This is a genomic window from Vibrio fluminensis (genome assembly GCF_015278125.1).
Lineage (GTDB): Bacteria > Pseudomonadota > Gammaproteobacteria > Enterobacterales > Vibrionaceae > Vibrio > Vibrio fluminensis.
The window spans coordinates 24,838-36,953 of record NZ_JADILO010000037.1; the positions used below are offsets into that span (position 1 = coordinate 24,838).

General features: G+C 41.1%; 11 protein-coding genes. 7 read left to right on the forward strand and 4 right to left on the reverse strand.

Features of this window, described 5'->3' with window-relative positions; genetic code table 11:
• Positions 1–34 precede the first annotated feature (34 nt).
• The 4 genes from IRQ95_RS19400 to IRQ95_RS19415 are packed head-to-tail and all read right to left on the reverse strand — an operon-like array spanning position 35 to position 4,105.
• A complete protein-coding gene (locus IRQ95_RS19400) occupies positions 35–1,138 on the reverse strand; it encodes a DegT/DnrJ/EryC1/StrS family aminotransferase (protein ID WP_194439045.1) in 1,104 nt (367 codons plus the stop codon).
• A gap of 8 nt (positions 1,139–1,146) precedes the next feature.
• A complete protein-coding gene (locus IRQ95_RS19405) occupies positions 1,147–1,728 on the reverse strand; it encodes an acyltransferase (RefSeq protein WP_194439047.1) in 582 nt (193 codons plus the stop codon).
• A 46-nt stretch (positions 1,729–1,774) separates the two neighbouring features.
• Entirely contained in the window at positions 1,775–3,049 is a 1,275-nt protein-coding gene (gene tviB, locus IRQ95_RS19410) for a Vi polysaccharide biosynthesis UDP-N-acetylglucosamine C-6 dehydrogenase TviB (protein ID WP_194439049.1), read from the reverse strand.
• A gap of 15 nt (positions 3,050–3,064) precedes the next feature.
• Positions 3,065–4,105: a Gfo/Idh/MocA family protein gene (locus tag IRQ95_RS19415; protein WP_194439051.1), complete on the reverse strand. Its 1,041-nt coding sequence runs from the start codon at positions 4,103–4,105 to the stop codon at positions 3,065–3,067.
• A 219-nt stretch (positions 4,106–4,324) separates the two neighbouring features.
• Here IRQ95_RS19415 and rfaD point away from each other — a divergent pair, with 219 nt between their 5' ends.
• From rfaD to IRQ95_RS19450, 7 genes are all read left to right on the forward strand, one after another.
• Positions 4,325–5,266: an ADP-glyceromanno-heptose 6-epimerase gene (gene rfaD / locus IRQ95_RS19420; RefSeq protein WP_194439053.1), complete on the forward strand. Its 942-nt coding sequence runs from the start codon at positions 4,325–4,327 to the stop codon at positions 5,264–5,266.
• A 37-nt stretch (positions 5,267–5,303) separates the two neighbouring features.
• Complete coding sequence (locus IRQ95_RS19425) at positions 5,304–6,470, forward strand: nucleotide sugar dehydrogenase (RefSeq protein ID WP_194439061.1); 1,167 nt, start codon at positions 5,304–5,306, stop codon at positions 6,468–6,470.
• 164 nt (positions 6,471–6,634) lie between these two features.
• Entirely contained in the window at positions 6,635–7,621 is a 987-nt protein-coding gene (lpxM, locus tag IRQ95_RS19430) for a lauroyl-Kdo(2)-lipid IV(A) myristoyltransferase (RefSeq protein ID WP_194439063.1), read from the forward strand.
• A complete protein-coding gene (locus IRQ95_RS19435; RefSeq protein ID WP_194439065.1) occupies positions 7,618–8,853 on the forward strand; it encodes an O-antigen ligase family protein in 1,236 nt (411 codons plus the stop codon). The genes lpxM and IRQ95_RS19435 overlap by 4 nt, the downstream gene beginning before the upstream one ends.
• Complete coding sequence (gene waaF / locus IRQ95_RS19440) at positions 8,850–9,905, forward strand: lipopolysaccharide heptosyltransferase II (protein ID WP_194439067.1); 1,056 nt, start codon at positions 8,850–8,852, stop codon at positions 9,903–9,905. Before IRQ95_RS19435 ends, waaF begins: the two co-directional genes overlap by 4 nt.
• Entirely contained in the window at positions 9,899–11,155 is a 1,257-nt protein-coding gene (gene waaA, locus IRQ95_RS19445; RefSeq protein WP_194439069.1) for a lipid IV(A) 3-deoxy-D-manno-octulosonic acid transferase, read from the forward strand. Before waaF ends, waaA begins: the two co-directional genes overlap by 7 nt.
• Positions 11,156–11,158: 3 nt before the next feature.
• Positions 11,159–11,959 (forward strand): LicD family protein, encoded by an 801-nt coding sequence (locus tag IRQ95_RS19450; protein ID WP_194439071.1) that lies wholly within the window; start codon positions 11,159–11,161, stop codon positions 11,957–11,959.
• Positions 11,960–12,116 lie beyond the last annotated feature (157 nt).

A 12,116-nucleotide genomic window follows, 5' to 3' on the forward strand; every position in this document is an offset into this window, starting at 1 on the left:
GTTCTTAAATAAAACAAAAGGTACAATTTTTATTTTAAACTACGCTGCTTATTAGATTTAGCTGTTCCTCTTCAGGAAGATACGGGTGAAGCGGTAGACTCAACACTTCGCTCGCAAGTTTCTCTGCGACTGGAAAGTCTCCAACTCTGTACTCTAAATGACCAAAAGCCGTCTGCTGATGCATACAAGTCCGATAGTAAACCATCACTGGTATACCTGCATTCCGACAAGTATTCATAAGCGCCTCTCTATCTTCAGTTCTAACTGTATATTGCGCCCAAGAGCTTTGATAACTCTCTGGGAGTATCGGCTTAATAAGTTCAGTCGGTAGCTCTCTTGTGTATATGTCCGCAATTCTATTTCTTAGCTCTAATTCCACTGGAAACTCCGCCAGTTTCTCTAATAGGACCGCAGCTTGAATGGTATCTAGTCGACTGTTTACACCAATACGCACGTTGTCGTATTTATCTAAACCTTTACCGTGAATTCTTAGCGAGCGAAGTAACTCAGCATAATCATCATTGTTGGTAAAAATCGCACCGCCATCTCCGTAGCAACCTAATGGTTTGGCTGGAAAAAAGCTCGTTGTCGCGATGTCACCAAACGCCCCCGCCATTTTGCCATTGAGCGAGCCACCAAAACCTTGAGCGGCATCTTCAATCAACTTTAAGTTGTACTTCTCAGCTATTGCTTCAATCTCAACGTAGTTTGCAGGCAGACCAAACAAATCCACAGACACAATCGCCTTCGGTACTAATTTACCTTCAGCAATCACTTGTTGGATGCGCTTTTCTAAGTCTGCTGGACAAATATTGAATGTGCTTTCTTCTGAATCCACAAATACTGGCGTGGCATTTGCGAACGCTATCGTCTCTGCTGTGGCAAAGAAAGTAAACGTTGGGCAGAAAACCGCATCACCCTCTTTAATGTCCAATACCATCATCGCCAGTGTTAAAGCATCGGTACCATTGGCGCAAGTAATGGCATGTTTTACACCAACATACTCGGCTAGTTGTTCCTCAAGCTCGAAAACTTCAGGTCCCATAATATAATGACCATGGTCGAGTACTTTATGGATGCGAGCATCAATCTTAGTTTTTAGATGTTGGTACTGTGCAGCTAAATCAATGAATTGCATTGTTATTTTTACTCTTCAACAACAGTTAATATCGAACCATCAAGCTGATAAACAGTTTGAGTGTAAGGGCAGGTAATGGTTAAGTGACCTTCTAATGGCAAATCAAGTTGCTCACCATATTGGCTCATCCAGCCAATTTGCTTGGCTGGAACCCCCACCATTAGAGCAAAGGGCTTTACATCTTTGTTCACGACAGTACCAGCACCAATGAACGCGTACTCACCAATCGTAATACCGCACACAACTGTACAGTTCGCCCCCAAAGTGGCGCCCTTTTTCACGATAGTGTCACGGTATTGGTCTTTGCGTTCAATAAGGGAACGAGGGTTATAAACATTCGTAAAAACCATGCTGGGTCCACAAAAAACGCCCTCTTCTAAATGAACATTGTCATAAACAGAGACGTTGTTTTGAATTTTACACTGGTCACCAATGGTCACCTTATTACCAACAAAGACATTTTGCCCCAGAGAGACGCCACGACCAATTTGAGCACCTGAACACACATGCGCCCAGTGCCAAACTCGTGAACCTTCTCCGATGCTAGCACCATCATCTACAATGGCAGTTTCATGCTGAAAGAAGCTCATAGCTACTCCAAATGATTAAAGGGAGCATTCGCCCCCTTATTATGGATTAAAGACGAATGTCTGCTTCGCCGACACTTAAGACATGTTTCACATCGTATAAAACGTGGGTGTCTTTTCCTAAACGGCGTAAAGCCTCTACGCCCATCGCTTTCGTCTCACTATGGTCAACCGCCAGTACGATACCGTCATAATGACCTTCTTTCAGTTCATCAATGAGCTCAAGACCATATTCATGACGAACTTCTTCTTTTGACGCCCAACTATCGTATACATCAACCGACATATTAAAGTCTTGCAGCTCTTTGACGATGTTGATGATTTTTGTATTACGAACATCAGGACAATCCCCTTTAAAGGTAAAGCCTAATATCAGTACTTTTGCTTCATCAATATGGATTTTTTTACTCGCCAGCTTTTTCACTAATTGTGTCGCAACATATTCACCCATACCATCATTGATACGACGCCCTGCCAAAATAACTTCTGGACGGTACCCCACCTCTTGAGCTTTATGAGTTAGATAGTACGGGTCAACACTAATACAATGCCCACCAACCAAACCAGGCTTAAATGGTAGGAAGTTCCACTTGGTACCAGCCGCTTTCAACACTTCCTCAGTATCAATGTCTAAGCGATTAAAAATCTTCGCGAACTCATTAATGATGGCAATGTTCAAATCACGCTGAGTGTTTTCAATAACCTTTGCCGCTTCAGCAACTTTGATGGAAGAAGCTTTGTGCGTACCAGCCGTCACAATTGATGCGTACACTGCATCAACAAAATCAGCAACAACGTCTGTAGAACCTGATGTAATTTTCGTGATAGTCGTAAGTCGATTCACTTTATCACCTGGGTTTATACGCTCAGGGCTGTAACCAGCAAAAAAGTCTTGGTTAAAAACCAATCCTGACATCTTTTCAATGATAGGAAGGCACGCTTCTTCTGTCGCCCCTGGATACACTGTTGATTCGAAAACAACAATGTCCCCTTTTTGAATGACTTGAGCCAATGCTTCAGAAGCTTTTTTTAATGGAGTCAAGTCGGGCGTATTTTCTTCTGTGATTGGCGTTGGCACCGTCACCACATAGAAATTACATGCTTGCAAATCTTTCAATTGATGGGTGTATTGTAAAAGAGGTGCGCTTGCCAACTCTTCTGGCGAACACTCTAGAGTAGAATCTTTACCGCTCTCAAGCTCTTGAACACGCGCTATATTGATATCAAAACCCAACGTTGGGTATTTCTTACCAAACTCAACCGCAAGTGGTAAGCCTACATAACCTAGACCGACGATACCGATATTCAAATTATCTAATTTCATTTGTTATCCAAAGTATTATAAATTCAGTGGCAAACCGATTTCTTTACCATCACGAGCGGAGCGATAAGTGCTAATAAGCAGCTCTAGTGATTTTAAGCCTTCACGTCCATCGGTCTCTGGCTCCGCTTTACCTCGTAAAACGTCAGCCACATTTTGGAAATAAGGTGGGTGACCAAAACCGTAAACTGATGTGGTCTGATAGTTCGCGCTGTTAATATCTTTGTCGTAGTCGCGCTCATCTTCAAACGTCCACTCTTGAATATCATTCACCGCAACACCACCGATTATTACCGTGCCTTTTTCACCAAGAATAGTAATCGAACCTTCAAGGTTTTTCGGATAAGTACACATGGTCACAGCCATAGAGCCAAGCGCACCATTACGCCACTTAATATTCACCACACCCGTATCTTCAACATCAATGTCACGGTGGGTCGACGTCATGGCGTGAACTTTCTCTACCGGACCAATTAACCAATGCATTAAATCCACATAGTGTGTAGCTTGATTCATAAAGGCACCGCCATCCATATCCCAAGTACCAGACCAAGCAGCACGGTCGTAATATTCTTGCGGACGGGTCCAAAAGACGTTGAGGTGAACCATATGAATTTGACCAAAGCGCTTTTCGGTCACCGCACGTTTTAGCAGCTGAAGTGTAGAGTTACGGCGGTTTTGTTTCACAACGAATAGACGAACACCTTCTTCATCACAAGCGCGTACCATGTCAAGACCATCTTGCCATTTTGTTGCCATTGGTTTTTCCGTCACCACGTGCACTTTGGCTTTAGCTGCTTTAATGGTTTGAGATGCATGTAATCCACTAGGAGTACACAGCGTCACTAAATCCAAACTCTCAGAAGCCAGCAAGTCGTCAATCGAGAGGTATCCTGGAACACCATATTGCGCAGTGTGTTGCTCTAGTACATGAGGGTTATTGTCACAGATAGCAACTAATTCATATTCAGAACTTAATTGCTCAATAGAGCCAAAGTGGTTTTTTGAGATGCGTCCACAACCTACGACAGCGATTCGAATTTTCCTATTCTCGACCATACGAGCCTTCTCTAATTGTATTATTTTTGTGACATTTAGTGTTTGTAGAAATCTGTCACTTGCACGACAGATAACAAAATGTAATACGCAAGTATATCGAACATTCTGATTTAGAGCGAGGGCTGTGGACATAGGTCGAACACATTTGATCGACGCTATCAGGGACTATAGTCACATGATATACTTTACGGATCCCTTTCTAGTATTAGGAATTCTTTAATGATCATCGTAACTGGCGGCGCTGGCATGATTGGCAGCAACATCATCAAAGCACTCAATGAAAAAGGTATTAACGATATTTTAGTTGTTGATAACCTAAAAAATGGCAAGAAGTTTCAAAACCTTGTTGATCTAGACATCGCTGATTACATGGATCGCGATGACTTCCTTATGCAGATCATGGCAGGAGAAAACTTTGGACCTATTGAAGCGATTTTCCATGAGGGCGCTTGCTCTGCGACTACTGAGTGGGATGGCAAATACATCATGCTCAACAACTACGAATACTCAAAAGAGCTTCTTCATTACTGCTTAGAGCGCGAGATTCCATTCCTTTATGCCTCATCAGCAGCTACTTATGGTGAAACCGATACCTTTATTGAAGAAAAACAATATGAAGGTGCATTGAATGTTTACGGTTACTCAAAACAGCAGTTCGACAACTACGTCCGTCGCATTTGGCAAGATGCACAAGAGCATGGTGAGGAGCTTTCGCAAATTACCGGTTTCCGCTACTTCAACGTTTATGGTCCGCGTGAACAACATAAAGGCTCAATGGCATCGGTTGCCTTCCACCTCAATAACCAGATGAATGCTGGCGAAAATCCGAAACTTTTTGCGGGCAGTGAACATTTCAAACGTGATTTCGTTTACGTTGGTGATGTCTCAGCAGTAAACCTATGGTTCCTAAAGCAGGGTATCTCTGGTATTTTCAACCTCGGCACAGGGCAAGCTGAGTCATTTAATGAAGTTGCAAAAGCCGTTATCAATTTTCATAGCAAAGGTGAAGTAGAGACTATTCCTTTTCCTGAGCATTTGAAAGGGGCTTACCAAGAGTACACTCAGGCTGATTTAACTAAGTTACGTCAAGCTGGATGCAATCATAATTTTAAAACCGTGGCCCAAGGCGTTGCCGAGTACATGGCTATTATCAATAAATAACAGCCATTCTTAATGTAATTTGTTTGAGGATATTGTGGTGAAAATTGCCGTTGCTGGTACTGGTTATGTTGGGTTATCAAATGCCATGTTGCTAGCTCAAAACAATCAGGTGGTCGCACTTGATATTATTGCTGAAAAAGTTGAGATGCTGAATAACAAGCGCTCACCTATCGTCGACACCGAGATTGAGCACTTTCTTACCGACAAAAAGTTAGCTTTTAAAGCAACAACCAATAAGCAAGAAGCATATGAAAACGCTGATTACGTTATCATTGCTACCCCAACGGACTACGATCCTCAAACTAATTACTTCAACACCTCGTCAGTTGAAGCAGTTATCAAAGATGTTATGCAGGTCAATTCATCCGCAACCATGATAATCAAATCAACCGTTCCGGTCGGCTATACGGAAAGAGTGAAGCAAGAATTAGGCTGTGAAAACATCATCTTTTCTCCGGAATTCTTACGCGAAGGTAAAGCGTTGTATGACAACCTTTATCCATCGCGAATTATCGTAGGCGAACAGAGCAAACGCGCAGAGATCTTTGCCCAGCTATTAGTCAATGGGGCTGAAAAGCAAAATATCCCGGTGTTGTTCACTAACTCGACAGAAGCCGAAGCGGTTAAGCTATTCTCAAATACTTATCTAGCGATGCGAGTAGCATACTTTAATGAGTTAGACTCATACGCTGAAGCTCACGGTCTTGACTCTCGTCAGATTATTGAAGGAGTCGGACTCGATCCTCGTATCGGGAACCACTATAACAACCCTTCTTTTGGTTACGGCGGTTATTGTTTACCAAAAGATACCAAACAGTTACTGGCAAACTATCAAGAAGTTCCAAATAACATTATTGGTGCGATTGTAGACGCAAACCGAACTCGTAAAGACTTCATTTCAGAAAGTGTGCTTCAACGAAACCCGCAAGTTGTCGGTATCTATCGTTTGGTGATGAAAGCGGGCTCAGATAATTTCCGCGCGTCATCGATTCAAGGGATAATGAAGCGCCTTAAAGCCAAAGGGGTAAAAGTGGTTGTCTATGAGCCCGTATTGCAAGACTCGGAGTTCTTCCATTCTCGTGTAATCAAGGATGAATCTGAATTCTTTGATATCTGTGACACCATCGTATCCAACCGAATGTACCCAGAGCTCGAATCTGTCGCTAATAAGGTATACACCCGAGATCTGTTTGGCTGTGACTAGATAGCATATACTCCTCACTTTAGAGATGGGGTTAACCTACCCTATCTCTCATTGCTAACTTTCCTTTATCATATATCTTTAACTGAAACAGCAAACATTGCGTGATACACTAATGTGTATAAAATTAGACTAACTTTTCGCGCGAAGCGCCTATTGAGCAATATATGTCTACATCTCCACGCAATGACTTTGATGAAAAAGCATACAACCCCAAGTTTGCATGGCACTTTTTAGCCCCAAAATATTGGCTAACTTGGTTAGGCGTACTGTTTGCACTACCAATTGCACTTTTACCCCTATCTTTCCATCGCTGGTTAGCTACCAAAGCAGCGAATATACTATCTAAAGCCAAATCAGGTCCAGCACATCGCGCGCGAGTTAACTTTGAATTATGTTTCCCTGAGTTAAGCTTCGCTGAACGCGAGAAAATGGTTTATGACACACTTTTTACTTCCGGCGTTTTTCTACTTCGCTTTAGTCTACTGAGTTTAAAGTCTAAATCTTGGTTACAAAGCCAATGCGACTTTGTAAACAAAGAAAACCTCACAAAACTGACTGACGCTGGTGAAAAGGTCATATTACTCGTACCACACTCTTGGGCGATCGATATTCCAGCAGTGATGCTGGCATCGATGAATTTACCTGTTTCAGCAATGGCAAAAAAACAAAAAAACCCGGTTACAGATTGGTTGATGCACAGACAACGCGTCCAATATGGTGGTCGTGTATACGAGCGCTCTGGCGGGATCAAACCATTTATCAAGTCCGTTAAAGATGGCTACCTCGGTTACTATTTGCCAGATCAAGATCATGGTGCTGAATTGAGTGAGTTTGTTCCCTTTTTTGCTACAACTAAAGCAACACTGCCCGGTTTGAGTAAACTAGCAAAGCTCTCTAAAGCAAAAGTCGTCCCGCTATTTGCCTCAATTAATACTGAAACGGGTCGTTATAGTCTAGAGGTTCTTCCTGCATTAGATATTCAAATGTCAGACTATGATGATGCTCGAGCAATGAACCAAGCAATTGAGCACTTTGTTCACCCAAAGCCAGAACAATATATGTGGATATTGCAATTGCTCCGCACTCAAGAAGATAACTGTAACTACTACAACTTATTTAAAATACGCTATAGCGATGACTGGATGCTATGAATAACTTATCAATTAAATTAAATCACATATCTACTTATGTTTGCGCATTTTTTTTCCTTGCTCTACTAATCAGTCCTGAAAGTTTTAAAATTGCTGCTTTACCTGTTGTAATAATAGCATTATTTAACATATTAAAAACAAAACCCTCTTTAAAAATTCAACCCCTTAAATTCATCATCATTAGCCTTGCTGGTTATTTCATATTGACAGTATTGTCTCTTTTAATAAACGGTGGTAGCCCTAGTGAACTAGACATGCCTAGCCGTGTCATTCTTGCTATTTTAGTTTTACTATTTGTTGCTCATTACCCACCAACAGCTAAAGGGGTTTTTTGGGGAATTTCTCTTGGTTCGGTATTCTCGAGCCTCATAGCAATATATCATATAAAATCTATTGGTGGTCGTGCATTTGATCACCTTGGATATATGCTCATCCAAGCTGGTGATATTTCAGCAAGCCTTTGTGTACTCTCACTAGTTTCAGTTTTGTTTGCCAAGAGCAAAAAAGATCGCCTATTACTATTAATTGCATCAATAGGATTCCTATTAACTTTAGTTACGACTATTCTTTCAGAAGTCCGTGGAGCTTGGATTTTCACACCCGTTATTATATTGGCATTACTCATTACTTATCGTGCACTTTTTTCCAATCGTTCAAAGATACTTGGGTTAACTTCTATAATATTAATAGCTATTTTAGCCTATCCTACCGTAAAAATCAGATTCGACACCGTGATGGCAAATCTGACCGTTTACGAGCATAATGAATCAAGGAATTCTGTTGGAGCTCGTTTAGATTTGTGGAAAGCAGCGATGTATTCAGCTCAAGAAAAACCTTTTTTTGGTCAAGGCTTTAACGGTGTAGTCCATGCGAAAGAAAAATTAATTGAACAAGGAAAAGTCGGTAGTGTAGTTCTCAAGTACAACCGTGCTCACAACCAATTTTTTGAAGAATTACAAACAAAAGGCCTCATTGGTGTACTCGTAATTCTATGCTTCTTCTTTATTCCTCTCTGGGCGCTTGTTAAGAAATGGATAGGGACCGACATTGAAGATGATAGACATTTCTTTGCTTTAGCCGGTTGTGTGCATATTACAGCAGTAATTGGATATTGTCTTACACAGCATTTTCTTGCCCATCACTCTGGTATAATTATGTATAGCTTAGGTGCAGCTATTTTTGCCGGCGCTGCTTTTGCCGTTCAGCAGTCAACCGAGGTCGAGAAAAAATGAAAATTCTAATAATAGGTCCATCATGGGTTGGGGATATGGTAATGTCTCAGCCTTTATATACTGTGTTAAAACAACAATACCCTCATAGCCAAATTGATGTTATCGCGCCTAACTGGTGTAAACCAATTCTTGAGAGAATGCCAGAAGTGCACTCTGCTCTAGAAATGCCTATTGGACATGGTGAGTTCAACTTATCCTCTCGTCTAAATATTGGTAAAAATCTAAGAGCAACACAATATGATCGAGCCTACATATTGCCTAAATCTGCCAAATCTGCACTAATACCTTGGTTTGCCAAAATACCGGTCAGAGTCGGCTGGAAAGGTGAAATGCGCTACGGGCTACTTAATGATCTAAGAACTAATATGAAGTCATTCCAATATATGGTCGAGCGCTATGTTGCGTTAGCATATCCAAAAACAAGTATGCTGGATTCTACCTCTTTGGGAGGGCTTGAATCTCTACCAAGACCAAGGCTTAAAATTAATAAAGCAGCTCAGCATTCTGTTGTAGAAAAATTCAATTTGAATATATCAACACCTGTTATTGGTCTATGCCCAGGAGCCGAATTTGGACCTGCAAAAAAGTGGCCAGAAAAGCACTATGCCGAAGTAGCAAATGAAATGTGCAATCAAGGTCGACAAGTCTGGCTCTTTGGCTCACAGAAAGATCATCCGACATGTCAAAAAATTCGCTCACTCGTTGAAGATAAAAATAAATGTAAGATTCAAGTTTTGGCTGGTGATACAAGCCTAATTGAAGCTGTCGATTTATTAGCGCTTTGCAAAACTGTCGTTGCAAATGATTCAGGATTAATGCATGTAGCAGCTGCAGTCGGTTGCAATGTTGTGGCTGTGTATGGTTCTACATCTCCAAAATATACTCCCCCTTTGGCGGATCATGTAGATATACTATCTACAGATATAAAATGTAGACCTTGCTTCCAAAGAGAATGTCAATATCAGCACTTAAAATGCTTAACCGAACTACCCTCATCTTGGGTAATTGATTCAATCCATAAACTTGAGTCAATAGTGGAAAAAGAATGTTAGTCCGTATTTTATACACAATACTTCTTACTATTGTTGCTCCTTTGTTAGTAATTAGCTTATATAAAAAGCGGGATAACAAACCACCATTCGGCAAGCGATGGAAAGAACACTTTGGCATATGCCCAAAATATAACGGTTCATCTCAGCCAATTTGGATTCATGCAGTATCCGTTGGTGAAAGTATTGCTGCAATACCACTTATTCGCACGATTAAGCAAAGTAATCCAAAACAAAATATTGTTGTCACTACAACCACTAGTACCGGTGCAGCTCAAATCGAGAAACTGGGTGATCTTGTTGAACATCGATACATGCCTATTGATTTTACCTGGGCTATTAACGGTTTTCTCAATGCTATCAAACCAAGCCAGCTATTGATTATAGAAACCGAGTTATGGCCAAATACTCTACATCAGTTAGGTAAAAAGCACATTCCAATCACCGTTGTGAATGCAAGACTCTCTGAAAAATCATGTCAAAACTATGAAAAAGTTGGCAGACTATTTAAGCAAATGCAGGAAAACATAGACCAGATACTGTGCCAATCTGAAGCCGATGCTAAACGATTTGCTCGACTAGGAGTCAATAACCAAAAACTGCAAATTACGGGCTCGATCAAGTTTGATATTCAAATATCTAATAACATCCAGCAACAAGGAAGACTACTACGTGAACATATCGGCAGTGACCGTCCAGTTTGGATAGCCGCTAGCACTCATGCCGGTGAAGATGAGATAATCCTATCTAGCCACCGTAAAATTCTCGACAAGAATAAAGATGCCCTGTTAATTATTGTGCCACGACATCCTGAGCGCTTTAATGATGTTTATCAACTCTCTATTGGTGCAAGGTTTAATGTCGCGAGAAGAACCGTCACAGATAGCCTTAACCAATCCACTCAAGTCTATCTAGCGGATACTATGGGTGAGATGCTAATTCTACTAAGTAGTGCTGACATTTGCTTTATGGGCGGTAGTTTACTCGGCAAAAAAGTAGGTGGTCACAATCTACTAGAGCCAACAGCGACAGGAATTGCTTCTGTAACTGGTCCAAGCTACTTTAACTTTCAAGATATTACTGAGTCCTTGCTGGATCATAAGCTAGTCACCATTGCTTCAACACCAGACGAAATAGCAGCATCAATAGAACATCTATGGCAGCAGAACCCCTCTGAAACTAGACAACGCTGTGAGAGTTTTATGTCATTATATGGTGGTGCTATTGCAAAAACGCTTAAACTTCTCGAGTAAATTATGAATACAACGCGTCAAGTTCAACTACACCAAGTAAAAATTCTTAAACAATTGATCGCTTTTTTTGAGCAAGAAAAACTTACGTACTTTGCCGTAAGTGGCACTGTTCTAGGCGCGGTTCGACACCAAGGTTTCATCCCATGGGATGACGATATTGACATTGGCATGCCTCGCGATGATTACGAACGCTTCCTCACAATGCAAGATAAACTACCAAAACATCTATTTATTCAACATTTCAATACCGAGTCGGAGTACCCGCTCTACTTCAGCAAAGTGAGAGATACCAATACTTTGTTCGTCGAAAAACGTATGCAACCATACGATATTAATCATGGGATCTTTGTCGATGTTTTTCCATGGGATGAGGTATTGGATGATATGTCAGCGCAGAAGCAAGCTATAGCTAGCGCCTCTCAAAAGTTTCGACGTAGCTTATTGACTAAGCACAAGAAAAAATCCGCTATCAAGTTCGCTAAAACAATTTTTTATAAAGCTATTTACGGTTTTAAATCTTCAAACCAACTCTTTTTAAATATTGACCGAGAGTACAAGCGTCATAACGGCGAAGAGACAGCGAGAATTGGCAATGCCGCATTTAAAGAATCAATCAGACTAGAAGATCTCTATCCTCTGCAACAATTACCATTTGAAAATATTACGATTGCATGCCCAAATAATACTGATCGATATCTAACTGAACTTTACGGTGACTATATGACGCTACCTGAAGAAAAAGATAGAATTTCACACAACCCTATACACATTTGTGTAAATTTGAATGATACACCTACAACTTAAAGTTGCAGCAGTGTTGATTAAAGTGTAAGCGCCCCATGAGCCCACGGGGCGATATTACTAATGTTTAAAGTTCCAGGGTAGGAGTGCATCGATATCTGGCTCAGTTTGCGCTAGCTCTTTCATGCACTTGACCATGTAGTCGTAGAGGATAAGCCCG